A 15,005-nucleotide genomic window follows, 5' to 3' on the forward strand; every position below is an offset into this window, starting at 1 on the left:
GTAGCCAGCTCGTGTACCTTGCGGTTCACGCTCCAGCGAATGGGTATGCGATAGTTTGTGTGTTTGTTTCTCGAACTTTCGGTTCGTTTCGTCTTCACACACCGCAATCTGATGCTCTTTCGAGTAGTCAAATTGCTTGGGTGTTATATGGTCAAGCCTCACGGGCAATTAGTATTGGTTAGCTCAACGCCTCACAGCGCTTACACACCCAACCTATCAACGTCGTAGTCTTCGACGGCCCTTCAGGGGACTCAAGGTCCCAGTGAGATCTCATCTTGAGGCTAGTTTCCCGCTTAGATGCTTTCAGCGGTTATCTATTCCGAACATAGCTACCCGGCAATGCCACTGGCGTGACAACCGGAACACCAGAGGTTCGTCCACTCCGGTCCTCTCGTACTAGGAGCAGCCCCTCTCAAATCTCAAACGTCCACGGCAGATAGGGACCGAACTGTCTCACGACGTTCTAAACCCAGCTCGCGTACCACTTTAAATGGCGAACAGCCATACCCTTGGGACCGGCTTCAGCCCCAGGATGTGATGAGCCGACATCGAGGTGCCAAACACCGCCGTCGATATGAACTCTTGGGCGGTATCAGCCTGTTATCCCCGGAGTACCTTTTATCCGTTGAGCGATGGCCCTTCCATACAGAACCACCGGATCACTAAGACCTACTTTCGTACCTGCTCGACGTGTCTGTCTCGCAGTCAAGCGCGCTTTTGCCTTTATACTCTACGACCGATTTCCGACCGGTCTGAGCGCACCTTCGTACTCCTCCGTTACTCTTTAGGAGGAGACCGCCCCAGTCAAACTACCCACCATACACTGTCCTCGATCCGGATAACGGACCTGAGTTAGAACCTCAAAGTTGCCAGGGTGGTATTTCAAGGTTGGCTCCACGCGAACTGGCGTCCACGCTTCAAAGCCTCCCACCTATCCTACACAAGCAAATTCAAAGTCCAGTGCAAAGCTATAGTAAAGGTTCACGGGGTCTTTCCGTCTAGCCGCGGATACACTGCATCTTCACAGCGATTTCAATTTCACTGAGTCTCGGGTGGAGACAGCGCCGCCATCGTTACGCCATTCGTGCAGGTCGGAACTTACCCGACAAGGAATTTCGCTACCTTAGGACCGTTATAGTTACGGCCGCCGTTTACCGGGGCTTCGATCAAGAGCTTCGCGTTAGCTAACCCCATCAATTAACCTTCCGGCACCGGGCAGGCGTCACACCCTATACGTCCACTTTCGTGTTTGCAGAGTGCTGTGTTTTTAATAAACAGTCGCAGCGGCCTGGTATCTTCGACCGGCATGGGCTTACGGAGCAAGTCCTTCACCCTCACCGGCGCACCTTCTCCCGAAGTTACGGTGCCATTTTGCCTAGTTCCTTCACCCGAGTTCTCTCAAGCGCCTTGGTATTCTCTACCCAACCACCTGTGTCGGTTTGGGGTACGGTTCCTGGTTACCTGAAGCTTAGAAGCTTTTCTTGGAAGCATGGCATCAACCACTTCGTGTTCTAAAAGAACACTCGTCATCAGCTCTCGGCCTTAGAATCCCGGATTTACCTAAGATTCCAGCCTACCACCTTAAACTTGGACAACCAACGCCAAGCTGGCCTAGCCTTCTCCGTCCCTCCATCGCAATAACCAGAAGTACAGGAATATTAACCTGTTTTCCATCGACTACGCTTTTCAGCCTCGCCTTAGGGACCGACTAACCCTGCGTCGATTAACGTTGCGCAGGAAACCTTGGTCTTTCGGCGTGGGTGTTTTTCACACCCATTGTCGTTACTCATGTCAGCATTCGCACTTCTGATACCTCCAGCAAGCTTCTCAACTCACCTTCACAGGCTTACAGAACGCTCCTCTACCGCATCACCTAAGTGATACCCGTAGCTTCGGTGTATGGTTTGAGCCCCGTTACATCTTCCGCGCAGGCCGACTCGACTAGTGAGCTATTACGCTTTCTTTAAAGGGTGGCTGCTTCTAAGCCAACCTCCTAGCTGTCTAAGCCTTCCCACATCGTTTCCCACTTAACCATAACTTTGGGACCTTAGCTGACGGTCTGGGTTGTTTCCCTTTTCACGACGGACGTTAGCACCCGCCGTGTGTCTCCCATGCTCGGCACTTGTAGGTATTCGGAGTTTGCATCGGTTTGGTAAGTCGGGATGACCCCCTAGCCGAAACAGTGCTCTACCCCCTACAGTGATACATGAGGCGCTACCTAAATAGCTTTCGAGGAGAACCAGCTATCTCCGAGCTTGATTAGCCTTTCACTCCGATCCACAGGTCATCCGCTAACTTTTCAACGGTAGTCGGTTCGGTCCTCCAGTTAGTGTTACCCAACCTTCAACCTGCCCATGGATAGATCGCCCGGTTTCGGGTCTATTCCCAGCGACTAGACGCCCTATTAAGACTCGCTTTCGCTACGCCTCCCCTATTCGGTTAAGCTCGCCACTGAAAATAAGTCGCTGACCCATTATACAAAAGGTACGCAGTCACCCAACAAAGTGGGCTCCCACTGCTTGTACGCATACGGTTTCAGGATCTATTTCACTCCCCTCTCCGGGGTTCTTTTCGCCTTTCCCTCACGGTACTAGTTCACTATCGGTCAGTCAGTAGTATTTAGCCTTGGAGGATGGTCCCCCCATATTCAGACAAAGTTTCTCGTGCTCCGTCCTACTCGATTTCATTGATAAGAGATTTTCGCGTACAGGGCTATCACCCACTATGGCCGCACTTTCCAGAGCGTTCCGCTAATCTCAAATCAACTTAAGGGCTAGTCCCCGTTCGCTCGCCACTACTAAGGGAATCTCGGTTGATTTCTTTTCCTCAGGGTACTTAGATGTTTCAGTTCCCCTGGTTCGCTTCTTAAGCCTATGTATTCAGCTTAAGATACCTAACTTATGTTAGGTGGGTTCCCCCATTCAGACATCTCCGGATCAAAGTCTGTTTGCCGACTCCCCGAAGCTTTTCGCAGGCTACCACGTCTTTCATCGCCTCTGACTGCCAAGGCATCCACCGTATGCGCTTCTTCACTTGACCATATAACCCCAAGCAATCTGGTTATACTGTGAAGACGACATTCGCCGAAAATTCGCGATTAAACTCACAAATTTTACCTTAGCCTGATCCGTTACCAGTGAAAGTAACGTTCAGTCTATCTTTCTATCACATACCCAAATTTTTAAAGAACGATCTAGCCAAAGACTAGAAATCAACATTCACCACCATCACGATGGAATGCTCATTTCTAAGCTTTATACAATCAGAAGCAGTAGTGGTGGAGCCAAACGGGATCGAACCGTTGACCTCCTGCGTGCAAGGCAGGCGCTCTCCCAGCTGAGCTATGGCCCCGTATTGCTACAGGATCCCACACAAAAATTGGTGGGTCTGGGCAGATTCGAACTGCCGACCTCACCCTTATCAGGGGTGCGCTCTAACCAACTGAGCTACAGACCCAATTTCGGGCTGCTTCTTATCGTCTTCTTCAATGAATCAAGCAATTCGTGTGGGAACTTATGGAGCAGCTGATGTCGTCGATTAAGGAGGTGATCCAGCCGCAGGTTCCCCTACGGCTACCTTGTTACGACTTCACCCCAGTCATGAATCACACCGTGGTAACCGTCCTCCCGAAGGTTAGACTAGCTACTTCTGGTGCAACCCACTCCCATGGTGTGACGGGCGGTGTGTACAAGGCCCGGGAACGTATTCACCGCGACATTCTGATTCGCGATTACTAGCGATTCCGACTTCACGCAGTCGAGTTGCAGACTGCGATCCGGACTACGATCGGTTTTCTGGGATTAGCTCCACCTCGCGGCTTGGCAACCCTCTGTACCGACCATTGTAGCACGTGTGTAGCCCAGGCCGTAAGGGCCATGATGACTTGACGTCATCCCCACCTTCCTCCGGTTTGTCACCGGCAGTCTCCTTAGAGTGCCCACCATTACGTGCTGGTAACTAAGGACAAGGGTTGCGCTCGTTACGGGACTTAACCCAACATCTCACGACACGAGCTGACGACAGCCATGCAGCACCTGTCTCAATGTTCCCGAAGGCACCAATCCATCTCTGGAAAGTTCATTGGATGTCAAGGCCTGGTAAGGTTCTTCGCGTTGCTTCGAATTAAACCACATGCTCCACCGCTTGTGCGGGCCCCCGTCAATTCATTTGAGTTTTAACCTTGCGGCCGTACTCCCCAGGCGGTCAACTTAATGCGTTAGCTGCGCCACTAAGAGCTCAAGGCTCCCAACGGCTAGTTGACATCGTTTACGGCGTGGACTACCAGGGTATCTAATCCTGTTTGCTCCCCACGCTTTCGCACCTCAGTGTCAGTATCAGTCCAGGTGGTCGCCTTCGCCACTGGTGTTCCTTCCTATATCTACGCATTTCACCGCTACACAGGAAATTCCACCACCCTCTACCATACTCTAGCTTGTCAGTTTTGAATGCAGTTCCCAGGTTGAGCCCGGGGATTTCACATCCAACTTAACAAACCACCTACGCGCGCTTTACGCCCAGTAATTCCGATTAACGCTTGCACCCTCTGTATTACCGCGGCTGCTGGCACAGAGTTAGCCGGTGCTTATTCTGTCGGTAACGTCAAAACAGCAAAGTATTAATTTACTGCCCTTCCTCCCAACTTAAAGTGCTTTACAATCCGAAGACCTTCTTCACACACGCGGCATGGCTGGATCAGGCTTTCGCCCATTGTCCAATATTCCCCACTGCTGCCTCCCGTAGGAGTCTGGACCGTGTCTCAGTTCCAGTGTGACTGATCATCCTCTCAGACCAGTTACGGATCGTCGCCTTGGTGAGCCATTACCTCACCAACTAGCTAATCCGACCTAGGCTCATCTGATAGCGCAAGGCCCGAAGGTCCCCTGCTTTCTCCCGTAGGACGTATGCGGTATTAGCGTCCGTTTCCGAGCGTTATCCCCCACTACCAGGCAGATTCCTAGGCATTACTCACCCGTCCGCCGCTCTCAAGAGAAGCAAGCTTCTCTCTACCGCTCGACTTGCATGTGTTAGGCCTGCCGCCAGCGTTCAATCTGAGCCATGATCAAACTCTTCAGTTCAAACATCTTTGGGTTTTTAAGAAACCCTAAACTTGGCTCAGCAATCGTTGGTTACATCTTTGATTTCTCGCGGAGTAACTTGTGATGCTGATAATCTTGTTGACTATCAGTCTGACTCCACAAGCACCCACACGAATTGCTTGATTCAGTTGTTAAAGAGCGGTTGGTTAAGATCTTTCGTCTCAACCGAGGCGCGCATTCTACAGCGTCCTCTGTATCTGTCAAGCGGTTATTTTCAGAAGTTTTCAAAGTTTCCTTTGCAACTTCAACCACTTGCGCTTCCGATCTCTCGTTAGCGGGAGGCGAATTCTACAGCGTTGTTCGCTGCTGTCAACACCTCTTTTTCTCCGCTTTCGACCGAGACGATCGAACCGTCAAAAGAGCCCAACAACACCGCTCTTTCAACTCCTTCCAGGCCTCGATGAACTGAAGCAACTCGCTGTCGAAAACTGCGTAACTCTTTGTTTACCAAGGAGTTTTCCGTTTCGACTGCGCCGGAAGTGGGGCGAATTATAGACTTCCAGAATCTGCCGTCAACCCCTGATTTGGCTTTTCTATCAGGATGTTCAAAATCACCGCTTATATATAGACGCGCCCGCCTTGAATGCGCAGTATATTGCCCAACACACGAAACAACCCTTTCGCTCCCTGCCTTGGACGATGCCACGCAATGAATGACCAGCCTCGCAGCCTTGCCTCCACCTTGTTCTCGGTGGGCTTGCTATTAATAGCCATGGCGTCGATCCAGTCCGGAGCTTCCCTGGCCAAAAGCATGTTCCCTGTTATCGGCGCCCAAGGAACGACTACCCTGCGATTGATCTTCGCCAGCCTGATCATGATCGTGCTTCTGCGCCCGTGGCGCGCGAAGCTCACCACAAAATCCCTGCGTACCGTCATCGTCTACGGAATGGCGCTGGGCGGCATGAATTTCCTCTTCTATATGTCCTTGCGTACCGTTCCTCTGGGCATCGCGGTAGCGCTGGAGTTCACCGGCCCCCTGGCGGTTGCCATCTATGCCTCGCGTCGAGCGATCGACTTTTTGTGGATCGCCCTGGCCACCGTTGGATTGCTGCTGTTAATACCGACAGGAGCAACATCTGCCAGTATTGATCTGCTCGGTGCGGGCTATGCCTTGGGCGCTGGTGTCTGCTGGGCGTTATATATCCTCTTTGGCCAGAAGGCCGGCGCCGACAACGGCGTGCAGACTGCCGCACTGGGGGTGATGATCGCCGCGCTGTTCGTCGCGCCTATCGGCATTGTTCACGCCGGCGCCGCGCTGCTGACGCCATCGTTGATCCCTGTGGCCATTGGCGTCGCCATCCTGTCCACCGCCTTGCCCTATACGCTGGAGATGGTCGCCCTTACCCGAATGCCGGCACGCACGTTCGGAACACTGATGAGTATTGAACCTGCATTCGGCGCGCTGTCAGGCTTGCTGTTCCTCCATGAGTTTCTTTCTCTGTCACAGTGGATGGCTATCCTGTGCATCATTCTGGCTTCCGTCGGTGCGACCATGACCATGGGAAGCGCCGCCAAGCCCGCCGTCGCGGCGGATTGATACAGGATTTGACGAAGCTCTGGCATTTACCGCGCATTTAGGCCATGTTTAGGCCCGCAACCCAATGTCAGACATGGACTTTTCAGGACAGGGATATCAGAGACGCTTCGAACGAAAGCGAATGCAGCCAGACCCGGGCGCAAAGATCCGGGGACGCTTTAAGGACAGCAATGAAACGAATTTTGATACTGATCGCCGTACTTGCAGTTGCGGGCTGCGCGGCGACATCGGAAACCCATACCAAACGTGGCAAGAAAGGGTTGCATGTCAACTGCTCCGGGCTCTCGTCATCCTGGGACAAGTGCTACACCAGCGCCGCCAATTCGTGTGCGCCGAAGGGATACAAAGTCATCGCCAAGTCCGGGGATGGCGTGGAAGAACCGGGCGATTATCCGTTTGGTCTCAATCCCGCCGGCTACACCAGCCGCAGCATGATCGTCATCTGCAAATAGGTTAATGCCATCTTTTCAGTTTCGTGGGCCTGCGATCTGACGGCCAATCTCATCGTAACTGGACTTCAACACCGTGCGCTGGATCTCTGGAGTGGCCAGCATTCGCGCTACCACCAACGCACCGATGCATTGCGACAGAATGGCCCATGCCAGGCTGTCGCTCTCCAGAATCCGCGCCCAACTCTCCTGAAGCTGACAAATCCATTTCTCTGCTTGCTGGCGAATCACCAAGTCTGAACGGGCAATTTCCGCGCCCAATACCGGCAACGCACAACCGGACTCCGGATGTTCGACATGTGACATGCTCAGGTAGTGCTTCAGGCAGCGTTCGAGCCTGTCACGGTCCTGTTCCGCCCCGAGACGTTCCAGACTTTGACAAAGTTCTCGCTCGACGATTGAAGCGAAGAGCTCATCCTTCGACGAAAAATGGCTGTAGAACGCTCCGCCACTCAAGCCAATTGCCTTCATCAAGGCATCGACACCGACCGTAGAGAAACCGGACTTCTTCGCCGACACCGCACTGCTTTCCAGCAGCTTCTCCCTGGTTTCCAGTTTGTGACTGGCCGAGTAACGCATTGTCTTTCCCTCAGGATTGTTCGTCTTGACGCCTGCCCAATCGTAGCATAACGTTCGTTTAGCTAACGATCGTTTACCAAAGAGATCTACCCATGAATAACAAGAAGGTCGTACTGGTTGTCGGCGCAGGTGATGCCACGGGTGGCGCTATCGCCAAACGTTTTGCTCAAGAAGGTTTTGTCGCGTGCGTTACTCGGCGCAGCGCAGACAAACTCCAGCCGTTGGTGGACGCCATTAACGCTGTTGGCGGTGAAGCCCATGGCTTTGCCTGCGACGCGCGCAAAGAAGAGGACGTGATTGCACTGATCGAGCGGATTGAAAGCCAGATTGGCCCCATCGAAGCGTTTGTGTTCAATATCGGCGCCAACGTGCCGTGCAGCATCCTTGAAGAAACCGCTCGCAAATATTTCAAGATATGGGAAATGGCCTGCTTCTCAGGCTTTCTCAATGCCCGTGAAGTGGCCAAGCGCATGGCCAAGCGTCAACGGGGCACGATCCTGTTTACCGGTGCTACCGCCGGCCTGCGTGGCGCTGCCGGTTTCGCGGCGTTCGCTGGCGCCAAGCATGGCATTCGAGCGCTGGCTCAGAGCATGGCCCGCGAACTGGGGCCGATGAATATTCACGTTGCTCACGTCGTCGTCGATGGCGCCATCGATACCGATTTCATTCGCGATACTTTCCCCGAGAAGTATGCGACCAAGGATCAGGACGGCATCCTCAATCCCGAGCACATTGCCGAGAATTACTGGTACCTGCACAGCCAGCCTCGCGACGCCTGGACCTTCGAGCTGGACCTGCGCCCCTGGAACGAACGCTGGTAAGCCCTCCCCTACAACAATAATCAGAGAGCATCGACCATGAGCAAAACCGTGGAGTTCTACTTCGACCTCGGCAGCCCCGCCACCTACCTTGCCTACACCCAACTGCCGAAAATCTGCGCGCAGATCGACAGTCAACTGATCTACATTCCGATCCTGCTGGGGGGCATCTTCAAGGCCACTGGCAATGCTTCGCCAGCGACCATTCCGGCCAAGGGCGCCTATATGTTTCAGGACCTTGATCGCTACGCCAGACGCTATGACGTGCCGCTGAAGTTCAATCCGAACTTCCCCATCAATACACTCATGCTGATGCGCGCGGTCAGCGGCATGCAATTGCGCCACCCGGAACGCTTCCTGACCTTTATCGACTGCCTGTTTAAAGCGATCTGGGTTGAGGGTCGCAACCTCGATGACCCGGCGACCGTCGCCACCGTGCTGACGCAGAACGGTTTTGATCCCACTGAAGTGCTGGCCCTGACGGCTGATGAAGACGTCAAAGCCGCGCTCAAGAACAACACCGAGAAGGCCGTGCAACGCGGCGTGTTCGGCGCACCTAGTATGTTTGTCGATAACCAACTGTTCTTCGGCCAGGATCGACTCGACTTCGTCCTTGAAGCCCTGGCTTAAATCTCGATGACCAACCGCCCCTGAGCTGCTCCCGAAACGAGCAGCTCATGGGCGGACTCGGCAGTTTCCAGTGTGAACGTCCGAGGATCCATCAATGGCATCAGCTTGCCCGCCTCAATCAACCGCGCCGTCTCGCGAAGAATCTCCCCGTGATGCTCACGCCCGACACCAGTGAGCAATGGCAACAACGTGAACACGCCAGAGTACGTTGCCCCGCGAAACGAAAGCGGTGCCAGACTGTGCTGCCCCCAACCGAGGCAGCTCAACACATGACCGTGATAAACCCGCGCTGCCTTGAATGAAGCGTCCAGGGTTTCGCCGCCTACCGTGTCATAGACGATATCGAAGCCCTCCCCATCCGTATGCTGCGCTACATATTCCTCTACCGAAGACTGGCGGTAATCGATAAACGTCGCGCCGAAACCTTCGATGATTGCCTGATGTCTTGCAGAACCTGTAGCAAATACTTGGGCACCGAAGGCCTGGGCAATTTGTATCGCCACATGACCCACTCCACCCGCCCCGCCGTGAATCAGCACCTTCTGGCCCGGCCGCACCCGCGCCCGATCCACCAATCCTTCCCACGCAGTAATCAGCACCAGCGGCAAGCCCGCCGCTTCCCGCATGCTCAAATTGCCGGGCTTGCGCGCCAGCAACCGGGCATCGACCGCTGCGTATTCCGCCAAAGAGCCCTGCGCACCGCCAATTCCGGTGGCCATGGCATAAACCTCGTCGCCCGGCAGCCATCCGGTTACACCCTCCCCCACACCTTCAACAATTCCCGCCAGATCAATGCCCACTGTCGCTGGCAACGGCTGACGCGCATGAGCCGCCTGGTCGGCGCGGATTTTCCCGTCCAACGGGTTCACCCCGCTGGCCTTGATCCTGACCAGCACCTGCCCCGCTTCGGGCACAGGCCGTTGAATGGAGGCCAAGCGTAGCGGCGCATTAGCCGAGTCGACAATCAGAGCGCGCATTTCAATCAAGTCAGTCATTTCGCATATTCCCGTCAGAGGTGCCTGTGGGAAAAATCTTCCTCCTACTCACTCATACCGATAAGACGCTATATAGCTATAGTGACCATGCCCATTTGGCATCAATGAGAAACCCCGTGGACAAACTCAATGCAATGGCGATCTTCGTCCGGGTCGTCGAACGCGGCAGCTTTTCTGCCGTTGCCCGAGAGATGCGGACCAGCCAGCCAACCATCAGCAAAGTGTTAAAAGCGCTGGAAACCGAACTGGGTGGAAAATTGATCGCCCGCAGCACCCGTCAGCTTTCCCTGACCGATGAAGGTCAGCGCTACTACAACGAATGTCGACAAATCCTCGCGGCCGTCGATGCGGCGGAGCACAGCTTCCAGTCCGGCAGGGAGCGTATCGCCGGCCACCTGCGCATCGGTTCCTCGGTGAGTTTCGGGCGCTTGCAGATTGCCCCGCGCCTGGCGGAATTTCTGAAACGCCATCCCGGCATCGACATTGACCTGCAACTGAGTGATCAAAACCAGGACTTGGTCCACGAAGGATTGGACGTCACGTTCAGAATCGGCGAGCTGAACGACAGCGGCCTGATCGCCCGCCACATCGGCACCACTTATCGAGTGACCGTCGCAGCGCCGGACTACCTCAAGCAACACGGCCAACCGCGATCACCGGAAGAACTGTGCGGGCACAACTGCCTGCAGTTCAACCTGCTGAACAGTCAGAACCTGTGGGTTTATGAGAGCGATGCCCAGCGCCACGAAGTGCGGATCAAGGGCAACGCACAAAGCAACAACTCGGAGGCGATCCGCGAGATGGTGCTGGGGGGACTGGGGATTGCGTTGTCACCGGTGTGGCTGTTCAGCGAGGATTTGAAAGCCGGGCGAGTGACGGCGATTCTGCCGGACTACATTGCGCAGTCGCTGCCGATCCATGCCGTGTCCCCGGCGAATCGTCGCCAATCCGCCAGGGTGAAAGCCTTTGTCGACTACATGAGCCAGGCGCTGCATTCAGCGCCTGAACTCAGGCCGATCAGATAGCGGCCGTTCGAGTGTTCAACCACTCCAGCGCTGCGCCGTCGAGCAACGGGCTCAAACGCTCGCGCACTTCGGCGTGATACGCGTTGAACCATTGTTTTTCGTCCGACGTCAGCAGCGACGGCTCGAGGCAGCGGGTGTCGATCGGGCACAGAGTCAGGGTTTCGAATTTCAGGAACTCACCGAATTCGCTCTTGCCCGCTTCACGGTTCAACACCAGGTTCTCGATCCGCACACCCCAGCGACCCGGACGGTAAGTGCCCGGTTCGATGGAGGTGATCATGCCCGGCTGCATCGCGGTCTGTGGTGCCGCCGCGGCTTGGTAGGCAATCACTTGCGGGCCTTCGTGAACGTTGAGGAAGTAGCCCACGCCGTGCCCGGTGCCGTGACCGTAATCGACGCTTTCCGCCCAGATTGGCGCGCGGGCGATGGAATCCAGCAACGGCGACAAAATACCCCGAGGGAATTGCGCACGGGACAGCGCGATGACGCCTTTGAGCACTCGCGTGCAATCACGCTTCTGCTCATCGGTTGGCGTACCGACCGGCACCATCCGCGTGATGTCGGTGGTGCCACCCAGGTATTGGCCGCCGGAGTCGATCAGCAACAAACCGTCGCCTTCGATCACTGCGTGCTCTTCTTCGGTGGCGTGGTAATGCGGCATCGCACCATTGGCATTGAACGCGGCAATGGTGTTGAAACTCAGCGATACGTAATCCGGACGACGGGTGCGCGCCGCAGTCAGGTGTTCGTCGATGGTCAGTTCGGTGATGCGCTCGCGGCCCCACGCCGACTCCAGCCAGGCGAAGAATTCGCACAGCGCCGCGCCATCCTGTTCCATGGCCTTGCGGATGTGCTCGGCATCGGCCAGGCTTTTTTGCGATTTGGCCAGTGTCGTCGGATTCAGGCCTTCGACCAGTTTTACGCTGCTGTCCAGGTTGTCCAGCAGGCCAGCCGTGACACGCGCGGGATCGACTTGCAGGCTCGCGCCGCTCGGCACTGCGCGCAAGGCGTCGGCCACTTCGCTGTAGTCGCGCAGGGTTACGCCGTCCTGCTCAAGGATCGCGCGCAGCTCGGCGCTGACTTTGCTCAGGGCAACGAACAGGGTGGCCTGTTGCTGGCTGATCAGCGCGAAGGAAACAAACACCGGGTTGAACGACACATCGCCGCCGCGCAGATTGAACAGCCAGGCGATGTCGTCGAGGGTGGCGATGAAATGCCAATCGGCGCCCCGCTCTTTCAACACCTCGCGCAGGTTGGCGAGTTTTTCGCCACGGCTGACCGTCGCCTGAGGCGGCAAGTGCTGATAGATCGGCTCGTTCGGCAGCGTTGGGCGATCGCTCCAGACTGTGCTCAGCAGATCGATATCAGTGCGCAAACTGGCGCCGCGCTCTTCGAGTTTGCCACCCAGCGTACGCGCCGAGGCCACGGCCATCACCGCACCGTCTACCGCGACGACGCCACCTTCAGGGGTTTGCTCGGCCAGCCAGTCCAGCGGCCCGGGCTGACCCGGTTGCAGCTTGACCAGCTCGATGCCGCTGCCCTTGAGTTCCTTGGTCGCTTGCTCCCAATAACGGCTGTCCGCCCAGACGCCGGCGAAATCCGGCGTCACGATCAGCGTACCGACCGAACCGTGAAAACCCGACAACCATTGCCGACCTTGCCAGTAACCCGGCAGGTATTCCGACAAGTGCGGGTCGGCCGACGGCACCAGCAGGGCGTGAATGCCCTCCCGGCTCATCAGCTCGCGGGTGTGCGCCAGGCGCTCGGGCACCGATCCATTGATCGAAGGCTGCGTACTCATCGTGTCTCCTGCTAATCACTTCATCATTATTGTTGAGTGCCGATCTCGGTCGGCCCTTAAAGGCGCTACTGCCAGAATGCCGGAGCACTGGCGCAAGCGGCTTTGATCAGGTGTACCGCCTGGTCGATATCCTGCTCGGTGGTAAACCGGCCCAGGCTCAATCGAATGGTGCGACTCGCCGAACGGGCGTCATGCCCCAGGGCAAGCAGCACGTGGGACGGCGCATTGCTGGCGGAGTTGCAGGCCGAGGTCGCGGAAAAGGCGATCGAGGTGCTCAATGCCGCCGAGTTGAACTCGCCTTCGTTGAAGGTCAGGCTCAGGGTATGGGGAATGCGCTGGGTGGCGCTGCCGTTGAGGCGAACGCCGGGAATGCTCAGCAGCGGCTCGAGCAAGCGTTCACGCAGGCGCGCGATCGTGGCTTTCTCTTCATCGAAGAGTTGCGCCGCCAACGCGAAGGCCACGCCCATGGCCGCGATCTGATGAGTCGCCAACGTACCGGAACGCAAACCGCCTTCGTGGCCACCGCCGTGAATCTGCGCCTGCAAACGCTGCTGCGCGCGAGGCCCGACATACAACGCGCCGATGCCTTTGGGGCCGTAGATCTTGTGCGCCGAAAACGACATCAGGTCCACCGGCAACCGCGTCAGGTCAATCGCCACTTTCCCTGCGCCCTGAGCGGCGTCGACATGGAACAACGCATCGCGGGCACGCACCACTTCGCCGATGGCCGCGATGTCATTGAGCGTACCCAGTTCGTTGTTGACCAGCATCAGCGACACCAGAAAGGTGTCCTCGCGCATCGCCTCGCTGACGGCTTGCGCGGTGATCAGACCTTCCTCGTCCGGCACCAGATACGTCACCGCAACACCCGCGTCCTGCAATTGCTTCGCCGTGTCGAGAATCGCCTTGTGTTCGATCTGGCTGGTGATGACATGGCCACCGGATATGCCCCGGGCCTGGGCCACGCCCTTGAGGGCGAGGTTGTTTGATTCGGTGGCGCCGGAGGTCCAGACGATCTGGTCTGCTTGCGCGCCGACCAGTTCGGCGACCTGCTTGCGCGCCTGCTCGACCGTTTGTCGGGCCTGCTGGCCGAACGCATGGGAACTGGACGCCGGGTTGCCGAAGTTGCCGGAGAAACCCAGACACTCGACCATGACATGGATGACTCGCTCATCCACCGGCGTGGTGGCGGCGTAATCAAAATACAACGGACGTTTATTCATAAAAGACTCGCAGAGCTTGTTCCGGGATCAGGTGCTGGGAACCAGTCAACCAGCAATACCTGATCGGATGCGTAATAGAAGTACGACTTCATTGAAAAGTGCGTAGGAACGCTCCTGAAGTCGAGCTTAACAGGCATCGGGCAACCGGATGAAGCAATGCGTCAGCTAAAGCTTTCAAGCAACAACGGATACAGCGAAACCACCAGCAGCGCGGCCATGCCCCAATTGAACAGGCGCAACCAGCGACGGTCCTTGAGCACGTTGCGCAACAGCGTGCCGCACGCCGCCCAGACACCGACGCTCGGCAGGTTGATCAGGGCGAAGACTGCCGCAATCACGACCACATTGGTGAAATAGCCCTGCATTGGCGTGTAAGTGCTGATCGCACCGATGGCCATGATCCAGGCCTTGGGATTGACCCACTGGAACGCCGCCGCACCGAGGTAGCTGATGGGTTTGCTCTCCCCCTGCTCACCCTCGGAAACCGGTCCGGAATGCGCGATTTTCCACGCCAGGTACAGCAAATACGCCGCACCGACGTAACGCAGCACGGTGTAGAGCAACGGATAGGTTTGAAACACAGCGCCCAAGCCGAAACCAACTGCCACGACGAGCACAAAGAAGCCGCAGGTAATGCCAAGCATATGGGGGATGGTGCGGTTAAAGCCGAAGTTCACGCCCGATGCCAGCAACATAGTGTTGTTCGGGCCGGGAGTGATCGAGGTGACGAGGGCAAACAGGGCGAAGCCCAGCAGCAGATCGAGCGAGAGCGTCATGGGTGGCAGTCCATCAGGGTCAGTCAGGTATTGACCCTATCGCACACCCCGGGGGAAACCCATGGACAGTTGGGTG

Annotated in this window: 10 protein-coding genes, 2 tRNA genes and 2 rRNA genes; 5 read left to right on the forward strand and 9 right to left on the reverse strand. The window is 56.3% G+C overall.

Annotated elements, in window-relative coordinates; all coding sequences use genetic code 11:
- Nucleotides 1-147: 147 nt before the first annotated feature.
- The 4 genes from KJF94_RS17345 to KJF94_RS17360 all read right to left on the reverse strand — a co-directional run bounded on the left by KJF94_RS17345 (nt 148) and on the right by KJF94_RS17360 (nt 5,075).
- Nucleotides 148-3,039: ribosomal RNA gene (locus KJF94_RS17345) — 23S ribosomal RNA — on the reverse strand.
- A 236-nt stretch (nt 3,040-3,275) separates the two neighbouring features.
- Nucleotides 3,276-3,351: transfer RNA gene (locus tag KJF94_RS17350), tRNA-Ala, on the reverse strand.
- A gap of 28 nt (nt 3,352-3,379) precedes the next feature.
- A tRNA-Ile gene (locus KJF94_RS17355) sits at nt 3,380-3,456 on the reverse strand.
- A gap of 82 nt (nt 3,457-3,538) precedes the next feature.
- A 16S ribosomal RNA gene (locus KJF94_RS17360) occupies nt 3,539-5,075 on the reverse strand.
- Together the 16S and 23S rRNA genes with 2 tRNA genes alongside form the textbook arrangement of a ribosomal RNA operon.
- Nucleotides 5,076-5,745: 670 nt before the next feature.
- On the opposite strand from KJF94_RS17360, the gene rhtA reads away from it, so the two are divergent.
- The gene (gene rhtA / locus KJF94_RS17365; RefSeq protein ID WP_214377506.1) at nt 5,746-6,633 is read left to right on the forward strand and encodes a threonine/homoserine exporter RhtA; all 888 of its coding nucleotides are present in this window, start codon (nt 5,746-5,748) and stop codon (nt 6,631-6,633) included.
- A gap of 170 nt (nt 6,634-6,803) precedes the next feature.
- Nucleotides 6,804-7,085: a hypothetical protein gene (locus KJF94_RS17370; RefSeq protein ID WP_084323506.1), complete on the forward strand. Its 282-nt coding sequence runs from the start codon at nt 6,804-6,806 to the stop codon at nt 7,083-7,085.
- A 15-nt stretch (nt 7,086-7,100) separates the two neighbouring features.
- Here KJF94_RS17370 and KJF94_RS17375 read toward each other — a convergent pair whose 3' ends face one another.
- A complete protein-coding gene (locus KJF94_RS17375) occupies nt 7,101-7,661 on the reverse strand; it encodes a TetR/AcrR family transcriptional regulator (protein ID WP_214377507.1) in 561 nt (186 codons plus the stop codon).
- Nucleotides 7,662-7,753: 92 nt separating this feature from the next.
- Between KJF94_RS17375 and KJF94_RS17380 the strand changes: the two genes are divergently transcribed.
- Complete coding sequence (locus KJF94_RS17380; RefSeq protein ID WP_214377508.1) at nt 7,754-8,482, forward strand: SDR family oxidoreductase; 729 nt, start codon at nt 7,754-7,756, stop codon at nt 8,480-8,482.
- A 36-nt stretch (nt 8,483-8,518) separates the two neighbouring features.
- Nucleotides 8,519-9,109, forward strand: coding sequence for a 2-hydroxychromene-2-carboxylate isomerase (locus KJF94_RS17385; protein ID WP_214377509.1), 591 nt, complete (start codon nt 8,519-8,521; stop codon nt 9,107-9,109).
- On the opposite strand, the gene KJF94_RS17390 is transcribed toward KJF94_RS17385, so the two are convergent.
- On the reverse strand, nt 9,106-10,104 hold the full coding sequence (locus KJF94_RS17390; protein WP_214377510.1) for a zinc-dependent alcohol dehydrogenase family protein: 999 nt from the start codon (nt 10,102-10,104) through the stop codon (nt 9,106-9,108). The two genes, KJF94_RS17385 and KJF94_RS17390, sit on opposite strands and share 4 nt — an antisense overlap.
- 104 nt (nt 10,105-10,208) lie before the next feature.
- On the opposite strand from KJF94_RS17390, the gene KJF94_RS17395 reads away from it, so the two are divergent.
- On the forward strand, nt 10,209-11,129 hold the full coding sequence (locus KJF94_RS17395) for a LysR family transcriptional regulator (protein WP_214377511.1): 921 nt from the start codon (nt 10,209-10,211) through the stop codon (nt 11,127-11,129).
- Here the strand turns inward: KJF94_RS17395 and KJF94_RS17400 are convergent.
- From KJF94_RS17400 to KJF94_RS17410, 3 genes are all read right to left on the reverse strand, one after another.
- Nucleotides 11,122-12,930: an aminopeptidase P family protein gene (locus KJF94_RS17400; RefSeq protein ID WP_214377512.1), complete on the reverse strand. Its 1,809-nt coding sequence runs from the start codon at nt 12,928-12,930 to the stop codon at nt 11,122-11,124. The genes KJF94_RS17395 and KJF94_RS17400 overlap by 8 nt on opposite strands.
- A gap of 65 nt (nt 12,931-12,995) precedes the next feature.
- On the reverse strand, nt 12,996-14,153 hold the full coding sequence (locus KJF94_RS17405; RefSeq protein ID WP_214377513.1) for a cysteine desulfurase family protein: 1,158 nt from the start codon (nt 14,151-14,153) through the stop codon (nt 12,996-12,998).
- A gap of 161 nt (nt 14,154-14,314) precedes the next feature.
- Nucleotides 14,315-14,929 carry a LysE family translocator gene (locus tag KJF94_RS17410; RefSeq protein WP_214377514.1) on the reverse strand — a complete coding sequence of 205 codons (615 nt, stop codon included), beginning with the start codon at nt 14,927-14,929 and terminating at the stop codon, nt 14,315-14,317.
- Between the last annotated feature and the right edge of the window lie 76 nt (nt 14,930-15,005).

The sequence above is a fragment of the Pseudomonas hormoni genome, assembly GCF_018502625.1.
Taxonomy (GTDB): Bacteria; Pseudomonadota; Gammaproteobacteria; order Pseudomonadales; family Pseudomonadaceae; genus Aquipseudomonas; species Aquipseudomonas hormoni.

What these genes read in the sequence shown, in the direction of transcription:
- rhtA (WP_214377506.1), top strand. Translation starts at nt 5,746, where the DNA reads ATGAATGACCAGCCTCGCAGCCTTGCCTCCACCTTGTTCTCGGTGGGC.
- KJF94_RS17370 (WP_084323506.1), top strand. Translation starts at nt 6,804, where the DNA reads ATGAAACGAATTTTGATACTGATCGCCGTACTTGCAGTTGCGGGCTGC.
- KJF94_RS17375 (WP_214377507.1), bottom strand. Translation starts at nt 7,661, where the DNA reads ATGCGTTACTCGGCCAGTCACAAACTGGAAACCAGGGAGAAGCTGCTG.
- KJF94_RS17380 (WP_214377508.1), top strand. Translation starts at nt 7,754, where the DNA reads ATGAATAACAAGAAGGTCGTACTGGTTGTCGGCGCAGGTGATGCCACG.
- KJF94_RS17385 (WP_214377509.1), top strand. Translation starts at nt 8,519, where the DNA reads ATGAGCAAAACCGTGGAGTTCTACTTCGACCTCGGCAGCCCCGCCACC.
- KJF94_RS17390 (WP_214377510.1), bottom strand. Translation starts at nt 10,104, where the DNA reads ATGACTGACTTGATTGAAATGCGCGCTCTGATTGTCGACTCGGCTAAT.
- KJF94_RS17395 (WP_214377511.1), top strand. Translation starts at nt 10,209, where the DNA reads ATGAGAAACCCCGTGGACAAACTCAATGCAATGGCGATCTTCGTCCGG.
- KJF94_RS17400 (WP_214377512.1), bottom strand. Translation starts at nt 12,930, where the DNA reads ATGAGTACGCAGCCTTCGATCAATGGATCGGTGCCCGAGCGCCTGGCG.
- KJF94_RS17405 (WP_214377513.1), bottom strand. Translation starts at nt 14,153, where the DNA reads ATGAATAAACGTCCGTTGTATTTTGATTACGCCGCCACCACGCCGGTG.
- KJF94_RS17410 (WP_214377514.1), bottom strand. Translation starts at nt 14,929, where the DNA reads ATGACGCTCTCGCTCGATCTGCTGCTGGGCTTCGCCCTGTTTGCCCTC.